The following is a 19,541-nucleotide window of genomic DNA, read 5'->3' as shown; positions in this document are numbered from 1 at the left end:
AGTAGGGAACGATTGTAAGGCAAATTTTTGCGTTGTCGCGATAACGCGTGAAGGCCGACGCACGCCATGCTGCGTCGGCCTTCTTCACTTCACTTCACTTCACTTTACGCACTGGGTATTACCACTGATGCCCCGCTCCGATGGTGAAGCCTACATTTCCGGAACTGCTTGTATTACCGGAAGCCTTGATTACCCAACTCTCGTCTTGCGTAACATGAGAGATGCCGAGTGCCGCGCCGGAGGCCCCGGCGTAACGTGCGCCGGCCAACGCGACCATGGTCTTGCCCGGAGCGGTAGGCTGCGGCAGTCCGGCTGAAGCCATCGCGGCCGCGATACCGCCATAAGCCGCTTTCGCCATGTTGTTGATCTGGCCTTGCACGCCCGCGATACGCGAGTCGGTATAGTTCTGCGCCTGTGTGGAAGCGAGATTCAACTGACTCACATTGACCGCATCGGTACTCTGCGTGCCCGCCGCGACGTTCGTGATCTGACGTTCGTTACCCGCAGACCCGACCGAAACCGTATTGACTCGATCCGCCACCGAGTTAGCCCCGAGCGCGACGGAATTGTCCGCAGTGGCGCTGGCGTTCGCGCCCATGGCAACGGAATGCAAGCCTGTCGCGCTAGCGACTTCAGTGTTGACATCGCCTTGCGCGGCGAACATTGGGTTGCCACCGCTCATGGCGATGTTCGTCACGCGATCGATTGCGGCATTCATCTGGTCGACGTTGACCGCGTCGTCGCTCGCAACGCCCGCAGCAACGTTGTGGATTGTCGTGCCGCCTGCGACGTTATTGCCGAGCGTGATGCTCGAGTAGTTGGTCGACCCGTCCGCGTTGTGGTCATAGGTCACGGAAGTATTGGTCGTGCCGTCTCCATTAATGAGACCGGCGCCCTTCAACTGCGAGACGTTGACGGCATCGGTATCCTGCGTACCGGCTGCCACGTTGGTGATCTGACGTTCCGCGCCCTTCGATCCGACCGACACGGTGTTTGCACGATCCGCCAGCGAGTTCGAGCCGAGCGCCACCGAGTTGTTCGCGATAGCCTGAGCATTGCCGCCGATCGCCACTGATTCCGCGCCCGTGGCCTGGGAGTCCTCCAGCACCGAATTGGCGTGGAAGTACTTGATGCCGCCGCCCGTGTTGATGTTGTTGAGCGTCTCGTTGATCGTCGAGATGTCGGTCGTGTTCTGCGTGACGCGGCCGTCGAGATTGGTAAGGGCGTCGCCGACGTTGTTGAAGGTATTACCGTCCTGGAAAGTGTACGTCGGCTTAGTGATGGTGCCGTCCTGATTTACCGTCGAACCGCCGCCGAGGGCGTCGGCCGTGCTCGATGCAGTTTTGTAGAGTTGGCTGCCATTCACCGCTTCAAGGCTGTCCGAGCTCACTTCACCTGCGTCCACGTTCTTGATTTTGACCGGCGTACCCACATTGCCCAGCGTGACCGTCTTGTGGTCGCCGTCGTCATATTGGACCGCGTTGGCAATGCCGGTCGAAAGTGACGTCATGCTCGTCGATACCGATGTCGAGAGCGTAAACAACTGCCCGCCGTTCACCGCTTCATTGCTGCCCGCAGCCACTTCGCCATCGGCAACGTTCGTCAGCTTGACCGGGGCGGCGCCGGTGTCGCCCAAGCGAACCGACGTGTGGTTAGCGTCGTCGTATTGAACCGAGTTGGCGACGCCGGTCGAGAGCGAGGTCATGCCCGTCGAGATTGAATCGACGCTCGTCGACAGCGACGTGACGCTGGTCGAAATGCCGTCGATGTTGGTCGAAAGCGAGGTCATGCCCGTCGACACGGATGACGACAAGTTGTACAACTGACCACCGTTGACCGCGTCCTTGCTGTCTGCTGCTACAACGCCGTCCTCAACGTTGTGAAGCTTCACGGGCGTGCCGGCGTTGCCGAACGTGACCGAGTCGTGGGCCGCGTTGTCATACTGGACGGCGTTCGCGAGACCGGTGGAAAGCGACGCCACCGATGTCGACGTCGATCCCGACAGTGTGTCGATACCTGTTGAAAGCGACCCGACCGTCGTGGACATCGAAGTGGAAAGCGTATCGACACCGGTGGAGAGCGAGGCGACTGCCGTAGAGGTGGAGGTCGAGAGCGTGTCCACGCCCGTCGAGAGCGAGGCAATGCTCGTCGATGTCGACGTCGAAAGCGAATCCACGGACGTGGACAGCGTGCTGACACTCGTCGACACTGAATCGACAGCTGTGGACAGTGTGCTTACGCTTGTCGAAATCGAATCCACCGAGGTCGAAAGCGAGCCGACGCTCGTGGACACTGAAGCAACGCTCGTCGAGGCCGACGTCGAAAGCGAATCGACGCTCGTCGACAGGGAACTAACGCTGGTCGCGGTCGCCGTTGAGAGCGAGTTGACTGCGGTCGAAGTGGATGTCGACAGCGTATCGACGCTGGTAGACAGCGAATTGACAGAGGTCGAAGTGGAAGCCGAAAGCGATTCGACGCTGGTCGAGATGGAGCCCGTGGTCGTCGATACTGAAGCCGAAAGCGTGTCGAAGCTCGTGGACAGCGAATTGACGCCAGTCGACACAGAATCGACAGTTGTGGACAATGATCCAACACTTGTCGACACGGAATCGATGCTCGTCGAAAGCGAAGCGACGCTCGTCGAAGCGGAAGTCGAAAGCGAGTTAAGGCCGGTCGAAGCCGACGTCGAAAGCGAGTACAGTTGGCTGCCGTTGATGGCGTCCGTGCTCGAGTCTGTTACATCGCCCTTGGCTATGTTGGTCAGCTTCACTTCAGAGGCGCCGACACCGCCCAGGGTGACCGAGTCATGGCTTGCGTTGTCGTATTGAACCGAGTTCGCGAGACCCGTCGACAGCGATCCGACAGCGGTCGAAGTCGAGATGGACAGCGTGTCCACACTCGTGGAGAGCGAGCCGACGTTAGTCGACAGCGAGTTGACCGTGCTCGACACTGCAGTCAACCCGGTTGACAGCGAGGTCACGCCCGTGGAAACCGAAGTCGAAAGAGAGTCGACGCCCGTAGACAGCGAGTTCACGCTCGTCGACACTGAATCGACAGTTGTAGACAGTGAGGTTACCGCGGTCGAGGCCGAGGTGGACAGCGAGCCTACAGTGGTCGAAGCCGACGTCGACAAGGAATCGATACTTGTCGATAACGAGGTGGTCGTGGTCGAAACGGAGGTCGACAAGGAGGCTACGCTCGACGAAGCCGAGGTCGAGAGCGAGTCGAGGCCCGTTGAAGCAGACGTCGAAAGCGAATACAACTGACTACCGTTGATGGCGTCCGTGCTTGAGTTTGTTACATCGCCTTTGGCGACGTTGGTCAGCTTCACTTCGGAAGGCGCGGCGACACCGCCCAGCGTGACGGAGTCATGGCTTGCGTTGTCATACTGAACCGAGTTCGCGAGACCCGTGGACAGCGATCCTACGGCAGTCGATGTCGAACTTGACAACGTGTTGAGACCGGTGGACAGCGAACCGACGTTTGTCGACAGTGAGTCGACGGTAGTCGACACCGAGGTCAATCCGGTCGACAGCGAGTTCATCCCCGTGGAAACCGAGGTCGAGAGCGAGTCGACACCCGTGGACAGGGAAGTGACGCTCGTCGATACTGAATCGACGGTCGTGGACAGTGAAGTCACCGCCGTCGATGAAGAGGTAGACAGCGAGTTCAAAGTACTTGAAGTCGACGTCGATAACGAGTCCACGCTCGTCGACAAGGAAGTGGCCGTCGTCGAAACCGTCGTGGATAACGAATTGAGACCAGTGGAAACCGAATCTACGGTGGTGGAAAGGGAAGCAACCGTTGTCGACACCGAACTGACTGTCGTCGATAAAGAGCCGACCTGCGTGTTCAGCCCGTTGATCGCCCCGCCTACGTCATGATAGGTCGTTCCGGCTACTGGATAAGACGGGGGAGAGATACTTGCGCCGCTCATCGAAGCCCCACCGCCTAGACTCGACGCGGTCGTCGAAAGGGCCAGGTATAACTGAACACCCGTCACACCGTCACGACTGCCCGCCGTCAATGCGCCCGGCGCCATGTTCTGAACCTTGTTGTAGCCCATGTCGAACATTGTCCCGGCACCAATTGATACTGTGCCCGCAGTCATCGTCATGAGGGTCGCTCCTCCGGCCCCCATGACGAGCGTGTTGGGGTCCACGGCTACCGCGTAGGCTCCCATTCCCCCGCTTGTCGTGTACGCGACCAGCCCAGCTCCCGGATGGTTTGTGCCATCGCAAGCAACGGTAGATGTTTGCACCACGCCTGCGCCTTGGTCACTCAGGCAACTGGCCGGCGTGTATCCGTCCGATAACACACCGACGGAATACCCACTCCCCGCCTGCGCGCTGCCCGCAGCGAGTGCGAACACCGCCAACACTGCTGCGTTCGTTCGGCCGCGCTTGCTTTTGGTCCGCGCATTTTCCGCTGCGGCAATCCAGCTTTCGGATGCCTGACTCCATACCACGCGATACGTCTTATTCATCAAAACCTTCTTCGAGTGCAAGTTGAAATTCTTTTTCTTCGTGATTCCGATACGACGGACGTGCTCGCAATGAGCAACATGGCGCTTGACCAAAGCGACGTCGACCGCTTGGCTTTGGACCATCGGATAAACATGAAGAAGCAATAACCGTCAGAGCTTCGATTATTTAGGTTTCCAAAACCTAATCACGCATGTCAGAGTGTCACCAGGACATGGAGCCTCTGACATTCCTCAATCGCGCGGCAAGAAGTCTCTATCCACGCTTGGATTTTTGTCTTATCGAAGCGTTTTTTCCATTCAGAAAGTCTTAAAAATGCATCGAATATCTGAATGTACTGAACGATGTATTTGCCGAAAATCAGCGATGTATAAATACGAAGAAGATGTAGCAGGCGATATGACTATTCATTGGCCATAAGGCAATATAAAAGCCGGCGGACAGGAAAATAAAACTGAACTCGTGTGTATTGGAAAGCGTTACCAGTACGCAGGCCACGCGGTGAGCGACGCTGCACGCGCGGGACCGTTTAATCGTCAAACATAAGCGACGACATCGCATAAAAATTTGCGATTAGCGAGCGAGACAGTAAAAAAAAAGCGCGTCGCGATTTCTCGTCGACGCGCCCTTTCAAGCAATTGAAACTTCAAAGAGACAACAACTGCCGCGCCTCCTTCGCGCTCGCCACCGGCCGGCCATACTCCGCGCACAGCGACGCCACGCGGCTCACCAGTTGCGCATTGCTCTTGGCGAGCGTGTCTTTGTCCCAACGCACGTTGTCCTCCAGACCCGTGCGGCAGTGGCCGCCGAGTTCCAGCGTCCAGTGATTCACTTCGAGTTGATGCCGGCCGATTCCCGCAGCCGTCCATGTCGCGTCGGGCAAGAGTTTGTCCAACTGCTCCACTTCGAACTCGAGGATTTCGCGACGCGCCGGTAATGCATTCTTTACACCAAGTACGAACTGCACGTGAACCGGCGACTTGAGCAAACCTTGGTTGACGAGGTCATAAGTGCTGTAGAGCATCGCCAGATCGAAGATCTCGATCTCGGGCTTTACATCGTGGTCGAGCATGGTTTGCGCGAGCGAACGCACGAAGTCTGGCGGATTTTCGTACACGATGGTCGGGAAATTCACCGAACCCGTCGCCAACGAAGCCATGTCGGGTTTCAGATCGAGCATCGCCCCACGCTGCTCGAAAGATCGGCCGCGTCCACCTGTCGAAAACTGAATGATGATGTCCGGACAGTGTTTGCGGATGCCGTCCTGCAATTCTTCGAAGCGGTGACGATCCGAGCTCGATTTCTCGTCTTCATCGCGTACGTGCAGATGAACCAGCGTCGCACCGGCTTCATAGGCTTCGTGCGTGCTTTCGATCTGCTCGGGAATCGTGGTTGGCACAGCGGGATTATCTTTTTTCTTCGGTACCGAGCCCGTGATGGCGACCGAGATGATGCAAGGATCAGTTGTAGGCGATTGCGTCACGTTCGTGCTCCTGTGAGGCGCCGATCTAGTCGCCGGCGGTTCGGTTAATTTTAACTAACTAGTACGTTTAATATGTTGCTGGATCGTACGAACCGTTGCAAGCCGCGCAAACCCTTATTCTTATGGACCCAATCGATCTCACGTTCGTGCTTTTTCTGACTCCGACAGTGGAGCGATTGTCGCTTCTGGGCCTGCGAGCGTCTTGCCGGACTACCAGTCGGTAATCGCCGGCCATCAATCGCGCGAAGCAAGCGAGCCCGGTCTTGCGCTTTTTGCCTGAGCGATTAGTAACTGTCGCATTCGCAGATGGCGACACCCCTTACCGAGCCAACTGCGTGCCAGCGCCCCGACAATCGCACGCCTTGCGGCGGCGAACCGCGTGTTCATAGTAAGCGCTCCTTCGAGGTCATTTGTTTCCGGCAAAATGCCGTCAGTTCACGATAGGTCGCGTATTCGCCCCGACCTCGAGAATGCCAAGACAACGGCAAAAAAATCCGATAGCCGCCTCCGCCAGTAGACGCCCTGACGCTTACATACAGTATAGAAGGCGGCATTTGCTAGCTATCGATGTGACGTTGCCTTTTGTATGCCGCGACGCCGCATATGGCATGCAAAATCGCATTTGGCGCTCTCGCTTGGAATTTGCGAATTGTGTGTCACACAGTGCGAGACTGCAAAAAACGTCTAGTGCGGCTAATCAGTGCCGGTGCATAACCGCTCGCAGTGAATTTGCCCGTGACCTTCAAACGGTCGATTGAATGCGTATGCTGCATTCAATCGACCAAATGCAGAATGCAAATTGACGCGGCGCACGAGCGGCTCAAGGGAACCAAACGCCACCAAAGCACTTGGCACAGACGAAGTGCAACGGCCCATTGGCATTCAAAATCCAATGCGCCTATCGAACGATGACGACAGGCGGGCGATAAACCGGCGGCGCATAGATCACGCGCACGGCCGGCGCCACGACATAGGTCGGCGCGGGCGCCGCCACTACGACCGTACGCGGCGGCGGCACCGCGACGGGCGTCACAACCACCGCATGTCCTGGCACGTAATAAGTCGGAGCAGGCGGAGGCGCGTAGTAATAAACCGGGCGCGGCGGTGGCGCGTAAATCACCGCGGGCGCAGCATACGAAACGACGACTGAAGTTCCCGCCCATGCGCTCCCTGCGCAAGTGAGGGCAAGGGCGGCAAGAGCGGAGATACTGAGCAGACGAACTTTCATGGCGATGTCCTTGAGTCTTGAGAGGAAGGCGGCGACCAGCAATGCCGGCCAGCAGAACGATATCGAACGACCGCGAAAAACGTGAGCGCAAACATGTTTCACTGGATGTCGAGAAAGACTTGCCGGGCGATGCATGACACATCGCGACATGATTCGTCGTTTCCCCGAGATTGCCTTCGCTACGCGGCTCAATAAAATGTCGTCACTGTCTGGCTGCATCGAATTCACGGAGAACCGACATGCAAAAGATTCCACGAGCGTGCGTGGCCGGCATTCTCGGCTTCACAATCGCCACGGCGGTCTTCGCACAAACCGCCACGCAGCCAATGGGCGCAAGTCCGCATATCGAGCAGGTCATGCACGGTCTGCAGACGCGCTTCGCAAGCGCCAACACCACGCACGACGGCAAGCTTACGCGCGCGCAAGCATCGTCCAGCATGCCGATGGTGGCTCGACATTTTGACGAAATCGACACGCAAAAAGCCGGCTACGTGACGCTGCCGCAGATCGAAGCCTTCATGCATCAGCATGCCGCGCAACGCTAACGGAGATGGCCGATGGAAGCACTTCCGAAAATCATCGTGCTCGACGACGAAGCCGAACTGCGCAACATGCTGCAACGTTTCCTCACATCGCAAGGCTTCGAGGTGCGGGTCGTGGAAAACGGCAAGCGGCTCGACCGCTATCTGCAACGCGAACCATACGACCTGCTCGTGCTCGACTGGATGATGGAGCCGGAAGACGGCCTTTCGATATGCCGGCGTCTGCGCACCGAAGGACACACGCTGCCCATTCTCATGCTGACGGCCAAGGGCGATCCGGTGGACAAGGTCGTCGGCCTGGAGACAGGCGCCGACGACTATCTCGCCAAGCCCTTCCTGCCGCAGGAACTGGTGGCGCGCGTGCGAGCGCTGCTGCGCCGTCAGAAGATTGCAGCGGGCGATCCCACGCTCACCTCGCAAGTACTGCGTTTCGGCGAGTTTCGGCTCGATCTCGGCAAGCAGCAGATTACGCGCAGCGGTAATGCATTCGAAATGCATTCCGCGCAGATGCAGTTATTGCATGCACTTGGATCGTCACCGAACCGCGCCGTGAGTCGTGACAACCTCATCGCCCGCACGCGCGGACGCGATCACGATGCACTCGATCGCAGCATCGATGTCCAGGTGCTGCGTCTGCGCCAGCTCATCGAGGAAGATCCGGGCAAGCCGCGTTTCATCAAGACGGTATGGGGCGTCGGCTATATGTTGCTTGCGGACGTGGAAACGTGAGCCTCGCGCCGCGGTCCCTTTTTGCACGCAATATTCTTTTGCTCGTGGCGCTGGTGGCGGTGAGTCAGGTATGCGCGCTCGCCGTGCTGCTCCATTTCATTCAGACGCCGCGCATCGAACGGGCGGCGACCACATTCGCGGCCTACATCGAGACGCTCGATACCCTTCTGAAAGCAAGCCCGCCGCAAGCATCGAATTCCATCGCCGCTCATCTCGAAGTGCGCGCCGCCCTGCCCAAGGACGCGCGCGAGACGCCCGAAGAGTCGCGCTTGCGCTTCTATCGCACGTATCAGCGTCAGACTTTCATCGATAGTTTGCGAGCGCATCTGCCGCCAGACATGCTAGTGCGCTGGGAAAGCGGCGCGACGGCGGCGGATGGCCAGCAGCGCCTCTGGATACGTGCGCATCTGTCCGGCGAGCCACGCTGGGTCGCCCTGCCCGTGCCGGAAGCCGCGCACGACGACGGCCTCGCCACGGCCCTGCTGCTATCGCTCGGCCTTGGGGCGCTCGCAATCGCGACCGCGTATTTGATCCAGCGGCATTTGAATCGCCCGCTCGAACACCTCGCCGATGCCGCGCGGCGCCTCTCTGCCGGCGATGAACCCGGCGTCTTGCCGATAGACGGCCCCACCGAGATTGCCCAGGTTAGTCGCGCGTTCAACCAAATGAGCGCTGCCCTGAGCGAAGCGGACGCCACGCGAGCACTGATGCTCGCTGGTATTTCGCATGACATCCGCACCCCGATGACGAAGCTGCGCCTTGCGATGGCAATGTCCTCGGCGAGTGCGGCGGACGCTCACTTCACGGCATCGGCGGAAGGTTATCTGGATCGGATCGACAGCATCCTCCAGCAGTTCATGGACTATGCAGGGAGCGGTGCCAAGGAAGCGCCGGTCGTGGGAGACATAAACGCATTGATCTCGAATCTGGCAGCGGATTTTGCGGGCCTTGGCCAGGAGTTCGCGCTTACGCTCGAGCCCATAGAGCCGTTCGCCTTCCGTCCCATCGGCATGATGCGCGTACTGATGAATCTGATGCAGAACGCCATACTCTATGGCGTCGTCGGACTCGAAGTGCGTAGCTGGACCGATACGCGATTGCATGCTGCATGCATTGTGATCGCGGATCGCGGCAAGGGGCTTGGCGGTCAGGACCCGGAAGCGCTCAAACAGCCGTTCAAGCGCGGCGGCGGCGAGGCGCAGCCAAAAGGCACGGGATTGGGTCTGGCGATCGTAGAGCGCATCGCTCGGCAGCACGGCGGAACGCTAGTTTTGCGGGCACGCGATGGTGGTGGCGCTGAGGCGTGCATTGTCTTGCCGCTTGGTATTTAAAATTCATGCGCGGCTTATAGTATTTTGCATTCGTTCTCCGGTGAGCCCATACTGTTCTCGTAAGATGAAACGGTCGCGCAGCAGGACGAAATATCAAACTGCCTGCGGGTGCCTATGGCTCGCGCCTACATCCCTTGAATCAAAAATCGTCAGCCGGTTGCCATCGACGCTCCAACTTGAAGACGCTATCAATCTGAATGGATGGACCGCGCATATTGTCGACCGCATACCCATAGCGAATCTGAGTTGCTGCAGTGCAATGAGAGTGTTTGGCGTGTAAGTCCGGTGTGGGGCATGCAGGCATGCTGTTGGGGCGCGGGCTGACAAGGTAGTGCATTCATCGACAATGCAAAAGTGCTGCCATGCCTCCGAAGCGTCAGATTGGCGTACTAAGCTTCACCACCGTGCAGGAGCTGAGGTCGGCATCGCACTTGCTTTAAGTTGACCGCGTTGTTGTGCGCCGCAGCACTCATGGCGTGGAGCCATACAGCACCGACCGATTTGCGATTTCTTTCGGCTTATCGAACCGATCGCCAGTATCGCGCTCGAACCAGACATTGCGCCTAAACCCGCGAGTGTTTAAGTGCGTACCGAATACAAAAATAGCAAAGACACGTATTACAGCGTGGCGCGCAACGCCACCGTTCAAATCGAAGACGCTCATGGCCAGCGCGAATAAGCGCTCGAGCGTCCCGTCCGCCAAATCGATGTAATGGAGGAAGTCATGCGTATCACCGTCAAGCTGGATGGATTCGAAGGCGCTCAATCGGCCGCCTACGCCATTTTGTGGCTCGACAGAGAATCCAGCCGCTGGTCACGCGAAGGTCACCAATCGATGGACGTGCCTGATTGGGGCGGTCTGACCAAAGGCGCGGGCGACACCGTGATCTGCGGGCAGGATGCGCCGCAACCGATCTGCGTGCTCGAACAACTCGATTTCGACGTACCGGGCGGTCCGCCCGAAGGGCTCGCCGGACGCGCGCTCTGGTACACCGATCAATCCGGCACACAGAGCGAGGGACGCTGGCATGTGCAATGTATCGACCGCGCGCAGATCAAGGCGGAGCACGGCGTATTCGCTGGCGAGGAGGTCAACTGGACCGCGCTCTGAAGCGGGCAGGCACGACATCTCGAAGATAATGGGTCGCCGTTCGGTAGCGGCATGAGCGCCATGACGAAGACTGTCGTGCAAATCGCAATCGCTATCGCTATCGCGTGGTAATTGGAAAACTGCGTGGCGGTCGAACACCATGCCCGTGCCGCGCCGGCCAACTAAACGAAGACCACGCGGACCGTCGTAACGCCCCTTCCTCACCTCTGATCCGGGCCGCCAGTCGCGCGGCCTTTCAACCGTTGCTCTATTGCGTGCTCGCTGCGACGCGACGCGCCTTGATTTGCATTAAGCATCCCGACAGTTGGTCGTTTGAATGCAATCGCTCTGGTGTTTTCCCTTGCCCCATTTAGCACGGTTAAATTGGTAGTATCAGGGGCCGGGCCGCGCGTCGAGAAGACGTGGCACACGGCGCACGTTGCCGCGCGATCGAATGGCTCCATGCATGAGAACGCGCTCCACCGAACGACCTGGGAGGCAAGATGAATCAGAAATTCAGCGATCCGTTCAGCCAGTTTGCCGCCATGTTTCAGCAGTATCAGCTTCCCGGTTTCGATGTCACCGCGATCATGGAATCGCGACGCAAAGACGTCGAGGCGCTCGCGGCCACCAATCGCGTTGCGTTCGGCGGCATCGAGGCCTTGCGCGACAAGCAACTTGAAATCTTGCGGCGCACGCTGGGCGATCTGGAGGATATCGCCAAGCAAATGGCATCGTCGGCCGCGAAACCGCCGTTCAACGCCAACGAAGTCGTGCAACGGGCATTGCACAATGCGCTCGCCGATATGCAGGACATCGCCCGCACCACGCAGCAGACGCAGGCCGAAGCCTATGCGCTCGTCACGAAGCGCATGGAGGATGCGTTGCAGGAACTGAAGGCGTCGGTCAACAAACCACAAGCTTGATCGCGCGAGATCAGCTAACGGTCCGGTGAGCCGTCGCTTACGTGGCGACGCTCACTTCTTCGCCTGCGTCGTGATCTGGAACATGTCCACGACGACTTTATCGCGTCCGTATTTGCCGGTGAGCGCCGTAAGACGCTTGTCGAGTGCGCGCAGATATTCGCTCTTCGCTTCGCTGTCCGGGCGGATGGCATCGAAGAGCGGCGCGGGCGTCACGGTCAATACGATCATCTCCGAGCCGAACGGCTTGCCGACGACCCAATCGCCCATCGAGCCGAGTGTGGCCGCGTAGTTTGCAGGCGCCTGGTTGTCGCGGGATCTTTCGGTCGGCAGCAAATGCACCACGCTGCCGTCGAGCATGAAGTAATCGACTGTGACGTAGGACTCGAACGCGGGCGTCATCAGATCGACGATCAGCGGATCGCCTTCGGTCAGGCGCAACTGGTTCGACCGCGTATGGACCGATGCCGGATGTCCCAACTGCCGGTTCGCCGTCCAGTAAGGCGCGAAGACTTTGAGCAGATCGCATTTGTCGTCGACGACTTGCTGCACGCCGAAGTTGGTGGTCTTCACGCCGGGCACGCGTCCAAGCGTGTCCTTTAAACGCGCGAGCCCGTATTTCTCCGATATGAAACCCTGCACATCGACCGTCTGATCGTGAACCGATGCGACGAGCGCCGAACACGGCGCGCTCGCCAGCACCGGCGTGACCGCGGCCATCGTAAGCTGCGGCGCGGCGGCGACGGGAACGGCAGGCGTGATCGCGACCACCGACGCGCTCGCTTGGGGTTCGGCGCTCGACGGTCTTACTGGTTCGACCGGACTTGCGCTCGCGTTCGAGGGTGGCGCTTGTTCGCTGTTTTTTGACTGCTCGAAGAAGTAATAGCCCGCGCCGGCAGCAATCATCGCCGCAACTGCTACGGCTCCGATCGCAATCCTGGGGCCGCCTTCGCGCTTCGGTTTATTGCTTGCGGGCGCAGCGGCAGGCGGTTCGCTAAGCTCATCCAGGAACTGCGTGACGCTCGGCGTTCGCGCCTCGCGTTCGAACGCCAGCGCGCCCTTGAGCGCCTTCCACTGCTTGTTGCCCAGATTCTCGGGCCGCTGCGGCTTCATGTTGGCGCTCTTTGCCTGCAGCGCGGGAACGCGCTCGAACGGATGCTTCCCCGCCAGCAATTCGTACGCTATACAGCCAAGCGCGTAGATATCGTCACGCGGATCGGGCTCGCGATGCTCGAGCATCTCCGGACTTGCATAGGCAGGCGTGAGCGCGCCCAGGCTGCCGGGATCGAAGACCGTGGCCTCGCTTTCGTCCTCGGGGCGCGTGATTACACGCGAAATGCCAAAGTCGATCACCTTCACTTCCGCCGTATCGGTGAGAAAAACGTTCGGCGGCTTGAAATCGCAATGGACGAAGCCTCGCTCGTGCGCGTATGCGAGCGCGTTCGCCATGCCCTTGAAGATCGGAAACATTTCGGCAAACGGCAGACCCTTGAAGTTCGGGTTCCGAAGCATTCTTGAAAGCGGCTGGCCGGAAAGATATTCCATCGTCAGATAGACGATCGAGCCATCGCGATCGAAATCGTACACGGTCACGATGTTGCGATGCGCGAGTTGCTGCGCCTTGCGCGCCTCGCGCTGCAGTGCGATCAGCGATTTCGGGTTGCCGCGAAATTGAAGATTGAGAACCTTGATCGCCACGTACGGCCGTCGATCCGACGCTTCCAGCTTGCGCAGATCGAGCGCTTTGTAGACCGTTCCCATCCCGCCGATGCCGAGACATTCTTCCAGCACGAAGCGATTGTTAAGCGTGTCGCCGACACCCTTGACCTGAACGACTTCCGTGAGCACCTGCGTGGCGTGGCCGGACGTCGATGCGCTCGCGTCGCCCGATGCGCGCGGCGGCAAAGGCGCCGGGAAACCCGGCGTGGTCTGCATGCGTGTCTCGTCGCGGCCGGGCGCGAAGCCGGTGCCGAACTCTGTTTCGGGATGAGCGAGCGCCACATGTTCGATGCGGCGTCGAATGGCAACGTAGATATCGGGTGGCAGAGGCCGAGCCGCGTGCTCCTCGTCGAGGATCTCCATGAGCCGCTTGGCCGGAGTTCGTTCGATGGCGAGCGCGCCATCGACCCCGGCAAAGAACTCGTCGCGCGACCCGCCGTCGCCCCGATATGTACGAATCGCTTGCGCAAAGCTTGTCATCTGTGCGACGCGACGCGGCTCCAAATCGACCGACAATTCACTTGTCGTAACAAATACCCAGTAATCGCTTGATACTAGCCTCCGCATGCGCCTTACGCAAATGGCGTTTTCGATGATGCGCGGCATCGCGCACATGTCGTTCGGATACCGACATGTTTGGTTCGGGTGTTGGTTCGGTTAAGTCAGGTACAGGCTTTTGCGTCTTATTGCGCGCGGTTGGCCAAGCGGCTCGTCGCTGCGTAAAGCACGTCACACATGGGGTCCGTCGATTCGTTCATGCCAAGGCGTTCGACTGGCATACCTGATGCATGACATGACCGGAAAGGCTACGACGTTGCACTCTCGATCAGGCATGGTGCATTCAGTGAATCACGCATGCATCATACAAACGGCCAAGGGTGACACCCCTCCGCCGTCTTGCCGCTTGGCACATCCGGTCAGAATGAAACGGTCGCGGCGGCACGAGTAGCCTTGCGTGGCAGCGTCAGACGAAATGCATATACTTAATGCGTTCTGCGTTGGTCGAATGTGCATGCTGCATGCAAGGTAAGTTCGACGCGCCGCATCTGACCGGGATCGGCGCGGCTTCAGGCTTCTCACTTTTTTGGAGGACACAGTCATGGCCATCGTCAAAATCAAGGATCTCGCGGACAGCATCGAGTTGGACCGTCAGGCAATGACCGCGATCACGGGCGGCGCACGCAGCGGTGCCCGTCCGCTCTTTCGTATCAGGCCGAAAGCGAACGCAAATCGCGTGGTCGATTATCCAGGCGTGCCGGTGAACGATGTGCCCGCTGAAAAGCCTGGGCCATTCACGACCAAGATCGTGTCGAAGAAGTAGCGTTTGAGGACACGACGCTTACGTCCGTCGATGTTCGCGGGGTGAACGATTAGTGTGCTGCTTATGCATTGAAGCAAGCAGCAAACGCGAGGCACGGTGGTCGTAATACAAAATGCCACCGCGCTGCGTCATGCATGCAAAATGCCAGCGGGCGGTGCGTCAACTACGCACCGTCATCCCGATCATGCCCATTCCGCCCGTCAATGGCGTACCGATCGACCGCCCGCTCCGCTTCACAAGCGCAAGCCTGATACGTTCGCGTGTATCGCCATCGAAATCGCCGAGATATCGCGTCTTACCGGCCACGACCGCCCCAACCGGCAAGCCATCCAGAAACAACACGCGATTGCCCGCAATCGCCGGCACCTTCTCGCCCGGCAGCAACGTGCCCACGAGGTTCAGCGGATCGACCGCGCCAAGCGCGACGAGCGCGCCCTCTTTCGCCCGCCTGCGCACGTCACGCAACAGCGGCACCGCATCCGGCAATGCAAACTGCTCACCCGCGAGGCCTGCAACAAAGCGCCCGCCGCGAATCTCGCCACGCGCTTCGAGCCGATGATAGACACGCAGCAAATCGCGCCACGGCGGCAGCCACTGCGCTTCGCGTTCGAGCAGTCGCCAGAACACGACACCATACCGGCGCAACAGCGCAAGCGCGACGTGCTCGATGTCCGCATCGTCGTTGGAATTGGCTCGACGCAAGAGCGCCCAGCGGCCCGCATCGTCCATCCCGCCGATGAAAAGCCCGCCGCGACGCTGCCGCCGCGCGAACACATTGCGCTTGGCGGCCGGCGCCAGAAGCGCGCGCAAGCCCGCGAAACTGTCCGCGTTGACGAGGCCCAGCGCGACTAGTTCGCCGAGCCCGTCTTCGAGTTCCGTGCGCAGGAGCCGTACATCGGCGAGAAGTTCGTCGAAGAACATCGCGCCGTGCGTGCTCAAGGCCTCGAACACGCGTTGCGCGCGCGACGACAGCTGCGGCGCTTCGTCGGGGCGCATCAGCGTATTCCATGCCCCCAGATGGCGACGCGGCAGCAGCACGATCGGCGTGCCGCGCACCGGGCCACCCGTCGCGCGCGCACGGCCGGCCGGACGCGTCCACACGATCTTGCCCGCACGGCAAGCCTCGTCGAGCCACATGCCCGAGTAATCGGCGATGCGCGCCGGCAGGATGTCATCCTCCCACGCCACGGCGGGCGCCTCGAAACCTTCGAGCTGTTCGAGCACGCCGAGAAGCGCATCGCGGCCTTCGCCGTGAGAATCCGGCGCGACGCGTTGCCATTCGAACAGGAAACGCATGAAATCCTGCCGCTCCACGGGTTCGATTTCGCGACGCAAACGCCGCACCGTGTAGCGATGAATCCGCGCCAGCAGATGCCGCTCGCACCATTCCTCGTCTTTAGCCGTGGGCGTGAAGCGGCCACGCATCACATAGCCTTCGGCTTCCAGACGCGTCAACGCCGAAGCCACGCTCGACGCAGGCAACGCAAGCGGACGCGCAATTTCCGGCACCGTCAGCGGACCGAATCCCGAAAGCCGCGCGCGGACGATCTCGACGAGCGCGTCGTCTTCAGTCCAGGCATGGTCGAAACCGGGCGGCGGCTGCAGTGCGGGATGCATCGGCGCATGCGTATAGACCGCGCGCAGGCAGGCAAGCCGCTCCACGGCGATCCACAGCGCGTCGTGCTGCGCAATCTGCAAGCGCGTTGCACGCCCGGCGCGTGCGAGCGCGTCGAGCCACGCTGGCCAGCCGTCGCAACGCGCCGCCTCGCCATGCGCGATGCACGCGAGACCGGTCAGCGCTTCGTGCATCTCATCGGCGCTCGTCACCGCAGGCCAGGCTTCCGCGCGCACGCTTTCGATAGCGTCGGCATCGAGCGCGCCGAGATCATCGGTCGATTGCGGATCGGTCCAGCGGCGCGCCAAGACAGCCTGCGTGCGGCGCTCTTCGAGCGGGGCGTCGTCCAGAAAAGCATACGGCCGCGCCGACAAAATCTCGGCGGCAAGCGGCGACGGCGCGGGCAACTCGCGCGTGACGAGCCGCACATCGCCCGTTTCGATACGACGCAAAAGTGCAAGCCAAGCCTCGCTGTCCATCGCTTCGTGCAGACAGTCGTCGAGAGTCTGCTCGACCAGCGGATGCCGCGGAACCTCACGCTCGCCCGCGATGTTTTCCGCGCACGCGACCTGATCCGGGAAAACGGCGGCGAGCAAGTCCTCGCTTCGCATGCGCTGCAACTGCGGTGCGACTTTGCGGCCGCCCGAATAGCGCGGCAAGGCGAGCGCGTTGGTCGCGTTCCAGCGCCAGCGCACGCCGAAAAGCGGTGCGTCCAGCAGCGCCTGGATCAGCACATGTTCCGCGCTTGCCGATTTCAGATAACGCCAGACTTCATCGAGCGCGAAGCTGTGGCTGCCCGTGAGCGACAGGACGATGGCATCCTCCGTCGCCGCCGCCTGCAGTTCGAAATTGAAGGTGCGGCAGAAACGCTTGCGCAACGCGAGACCCCACGCGCGATTGACGCGGCTGCCGAACGGCGCGTGAATCACGAGTTGCATGCCGCCGGACTCGTCGAAGAAACGCTCCATGACGAGCGTGTCCTGGGTCGGAAGCACGGTCAGCGCGGCGCGTGCGCGTGCGAGATATTCGACGATCTGACGCGCGGCATCGGCGCCGATGCCTTCGGTTTCATCGGCGAGCCATGCGATGGTGGGAGCTAGCGAGTCGCTAAGTGCGTCTTTCGCGCTGTCGGCGTTGCGCGCGTCCTTCGCCGCGTTCGCCGCGTTCGCGTCAATGGCGCCATGCGCGAGGCTTAAATCCTTCGCGCCCTTGGCCCCGACACCCGCCAACCGCGCATCCACCCCCGCCCGCAACCGCGCGATCGCGAAGGAAAGCTCACTGCTGCGCCCCGGCGCCTCTCCAAGCCAGAACGGAATGTTCGGCGGCTGACCATTCGCGTTCTCCACTCGCACCCGGCCACCTTCGATCCGCATGATCCTGTACGACGTATTACCTAACTGAAAGATGTCTCCAGCCAGACTCTCGACCGCGAAGTCCTCGTTCACCGTGCCGATCTGCAAGCCCTGCGGCTCCAGCAGCACGGCGAAGTCGGCGTTGTCGGGAATCGCGCCGCCGGAAGTCACGGCCGTCAGCTTGCCGCCGCGCCGTCCGCGCAACGTGCGGCTCACCGCATCCCGATGAACATACGACGCGCGCACGCCCTGCCGCCCCGTATAGCCTTCGGCGAGCGTGCGCACCACTTCGTCGAAGCGGGCGCGCTCGAGCGTCGCGTACGGATACGCACGCCCGATCAGCTCGAACAATTCATCCTCGCCCCATTCGCGACAGGCGACCTCCGCCGTGATTTGCTGTGCGAGCACGTCGAGCGGCGCGCGCGGAATGGAAAGCGCGTCGAGTTCGCCACGCCTCACGCAATCGAGCAAGGCCGCGCACTCGATCAGGTCGTCGCGCGAAGTCGGAAAGAGCCGCCCTTTCGGCACGCCGCCGACGTGATGCCCCGAGCGCCCGACGCGCTGCAAGAATGCGCCGATCGATCCTGGCGAGCCGAGTTGGCAGACGAGATCGACATCGCCGATATCGATACCCAATTCCAGCGATGCCGTCGCGATCAACACACGCAATTCGCCGCGCTTCAGGCGCTGTTCGGCGGAAAGCCGCTGCTCGCGCGCAAGGCTACCGTGATGCGCCGCGACCGCGTCCCGGCCAAGGCGCTCGGTCAGATGCCGCGCCGCGCGCTCAGCCATGCGCCGCGTATTGACGAAGACGAGCGTCGTGCGATGCATGCCGGAAAGCTCGGCCAGCCGGTCATAGACGCGCTCCCACATGTCGTTCGACATGATCGCTTCGAGCGGCATCGGCGGCATTTCGAGGGCGAGATCGCGGGCACGGACGTGACCGACATCCACGATCTCGCACGGCTTTCCGACGCCCGCGAGAAACTTCGCGACGAGCTCGATCGGCTTTTGCGTCGCCGACAAACCGACGCGCACCGGCCGCGCCGCGCCGCGCGCCTCGCACAACGCATCCAGCCGTTCGAGGCTCAGACTCAGATGCGAGCCGCGCTTGCTGCCCGCCACGGCATGGATTTCATCGACGATCACCGTGCGCGTGGTCGAAAGCATCGCCCGGCCGGAATCGGACGAAAGCAGCACGTAAAGCGATTCAGGCGTCGTCACGAGAATATGCGGCGCGCGCTTTCGCATGGCGCTGCGTTCCTGCTGGGTCGTGTCGCCCGTGCGCACGGCGGCGCGTATCAGCGGCGCGTCGGGGCCAAGCTCGCGCGCAATGCCCGCAAGCGGCTCTTCCAGATTTACGCGAATGTCGTTGGACAAGGCCTTGAGCGGCGACACATACACCACGCGCGTCTCGTCGGGCAGCACTTTGCCGCTTGCCGCGCTTTCCACGCCTTCGCGCACGAGTTCATCGAGCGCGGCGAGAAAGGCCGTCAGCGTCTTGCCCGAGCCAGTTGGCGCAGCCACGAGCGTGGAACGGCGCGCGTGGATGAGCGGCCACGCGCGCGCCTGCGCGGCGGTCGGCGTTTCGAAATGCGCGCGAAACCAGTTGACGACGGCGGGATGAAAGCCCTTCAGGGCGTCGGTGCGGGTCATGCAGTCATTGTATGAGGGGTTTTGAAACTGCGTTTATCAGGCTTTTTCGGACGAATCCCATGCGAGAA

General features: G+C 60.7%; 13 protein-coding genes and 3 pseudogenes. 7 read left to right on the top strand and 9 right to left on the bottom strand.

Annotation, left to right across the window (positions count from 1 at the left end):
- Positions 1–118 precede the first annotated feature (118 nt).
- Both QCE79_RS28745 and QCE79_RS39395 read right to left on the bottom strand, forming a co-directional pair.
- Complete coding sequence (locus QCE79_RS28745; protein ID WP_309849713.1) at positions 119–1,981, bottom strand: YadA family autotransporter adhesin; 1,863 nt, start codon at positions 1,979–1,981, stop codon at positions 119–121.
- A 714-nt stretch (positions 1,982–2,695) separates the two neighbouring features.
- Positions 2,696–3,331, bottom strand: a pseudogene (locus tag QCE79_RS39395) (hemagglutinin); the annotation flags it as partial.
- A 79-nt stretch (positions 3,332–3,410) separates the two neighbouring features.
- On the opposite strand from QCE79_RS39395, the gene QCE79_RS28730 reads away from it, so the two are divergent.
- Positions 3,411–3,884, top strand: a complete 474-nt coding sequence (locus tag QCE79_RS28730; RefSeq protein WP_309849705.1) for a hypothetical protein — start codon at positions 3,411–3,413, stop codon at positions 3,882–3,884.
- A gap of 473 nt (positions 3,885–4,357) precedes the next feature.
- Here QCE79_RS28730 and QCE79_RS39390 read toward each other — a convergent pair.
- From QCE79_RS39390 to QCE79_RS28715, 4 genes and pseudogenes are all read right to left on the bottom strand, one after another.
- A pseudogene (locus QCE79_RS39390) lies at positions 4,358–4,486 on the bottom strand (ESPR domain-containing protein); the annotation flags it as partial.
- A 644-nt stretch (positions 4,487–5,130) separates the two neighbouring features.
- Positions 5,131–5,967 (bottom strand): 3-keto-5-aminohexanoate cleavage protein, encoded by an 837-nt coding sequence (locus QCE79_RS28725; RefSeq protein ID WP_309849702.1) that lies wholly within the window; start codon positions 5,965–5,967, stop codon positions 5,131–5,133.
- Between the two features lie 284 nt (positions 5,968–6,251).
- Positions 6,252–6,332, bottom strand: a pseudogene (locus tag QCE79_RS28720) (DUF3303 domain-containing protein); the annotation flags it as partial.
- Between the two features lie 533 nt (positions 6,333–6,865).
- Positions 6,866–7,195 (bottom strand): hypothetical protein, encoded by a 330-nt coding sequence (locus tag QCE79_RS28715; RefSeq protein WP_309849700.1) that lies wholly within the window; start codon positions 7,193–7,195, stop codon positions 6,866–6,868.
- Positions 7,196–7,434: 239 nt separating this feature from the next.
- Here QCE79_RS28715 and QCE79_RS28710 point away from each other — a divergent pair, with 239 nt between their 5' ends.
- From QCE79_RS28710 to QCE79_RS28700, 3 genes are read left to right on the top strand one after another with little or no spacing between them, the layout of a single operon-like run.
- Positions 7,435–7,740, top strand: coding sequence for an EF-hand domain-containing protein (locus tag QCE79_RS28710; protein WP_244828329.1), 306 nt, complete (start codon positions 7,435–7,437; stop codon positions 7,738–7,740).
- Between the two features lie 12 nt (positions 7,741–7,752).
- Entirely contained in the window at positions 7,753–8,466 is a 714-nt protein-coding gene (locus QCE79_RS28705; RefSeq protein WP_250466845.1) for a response regulator, read from the top strand.
- Positions 8,463–9,797 carry an ATP-binding protein gene (locus QCE79_RS28700; RefSeq protein WP_309849697.1) on the top strand — a complete coding sequence of 445 codons (1,335 nt, stop codon included), beginning with the start codon at positions 8,463–8,465 and terminating at the stop codon, positions 9,795–9,797. Before QCE79_RS28705 ends, QCE79_RS28700 begins: the two co-directional genes overlap by 4 nt.
- A 469-nt stretch (positions 9,798–10,266) precedes the next feature.
- On the opposite strand, the gene QCE79_RS28695 is transcribed toward QCE79_RS28700, so the two are convergent.
- Positions 10,267–10,461 carry a hypothetical protein gene (locus QCE79_RS28695; protein ID WP_309849694.1) on the bottom strand — a complete coding sequence of 65 codons (195 nt, stop codon included), beginning with the start codon at positions 10,459–10,461 and terminating at the stop codon, positions 10,267–10,269.
- A 60-nt stretch (positions 10,462–10,521) separates the two neighbouring features.
- Between QCE79_RS28695 and QCE79_RS28690 the strand changes: the two genes are divergently transcribed.
- Entirely contained in the window at positions 10,522–10,908 is a 387-nt protein-coding gene (locus QCE79_RS28690) for a DUF3564 family protein (protein WP_309849691.1), read from the top strand.
- 482 nt (positions 10,909–11,390) lie between these two features.
- Entirely contained in the window at positions 11,391–11,813 is a 423-nt protein-coding gene (phaP, locus tag QCE79_RS28685) for a phasin family protein (RefSeq protein WP_244828337.1), read from the top strand.
- 51 nt (positions 11,814–11,864) lie between these two features.
- Here the strand turns inward: phaP and QCE79_RS28680 are convergent, their stop codons facing one another.
- Positions 11,865–14,009, bottom strand: coding sequence for a protein kinase domain-containing protein (locus tag QCE79_RS28680; RefSeq protein WP_309849687.1), 2,145 nt, complete (start codon positions 14,007–14,009; stop codon positions 11,865–11,867).
- A 619-nt stretch (positions 14,010–14,628) separates the two neighbouring features.
- On the opposite strand from QCE79_RS28680, the gene QCE79_RS28675 reads away from it, so the two are divergent.
- On the top strand, positions 14,629–14,850 hold the full coding sequence (locus tag QCE79_RS28675) for a hypothetical protein (RefSeq protein WP_244828340.1): 222 nt from the start codon (positions 14,629–14,631) through the stop codon (positions 14,848–14,850).
- Positions 14,851–15,009: 159 nt separating this feature from the next.
- On the opposite strand, the gene QCE79_RS28670 is transcribed toward QCE79_RS28675, so the two are convergent.
- Positions 15,010–19,473 carry a DEAD/DEAH box helicase gene (locus tag QCE79_RS28670; protein ID WP_309849684.1) on the bottom strand — a complete coding sequence of 1,488 codons (4,464 nt, stop codon included), beginning with the start codon at positions 19,471–19,473 and terminating at the stop codon, positions 15,010–15,012.
- Positions 19,474–19,541: the final 68 nt, after the last annotated feature.

The organism is Caballeronia sp. LZ003 (assembly GCF_031451465.1).
In the GTDB taxonomy this organism is placed as follows: Bacteria; Pseudomonadota; Gammaproteobacteria; order Burkholderiales; family Burkholderiaceae; genus Caballeronia.
Note: the sequence above shows the minus strand (reverse complement) of the source record. Positions and strands in the feature narration are given on the sequence as shown.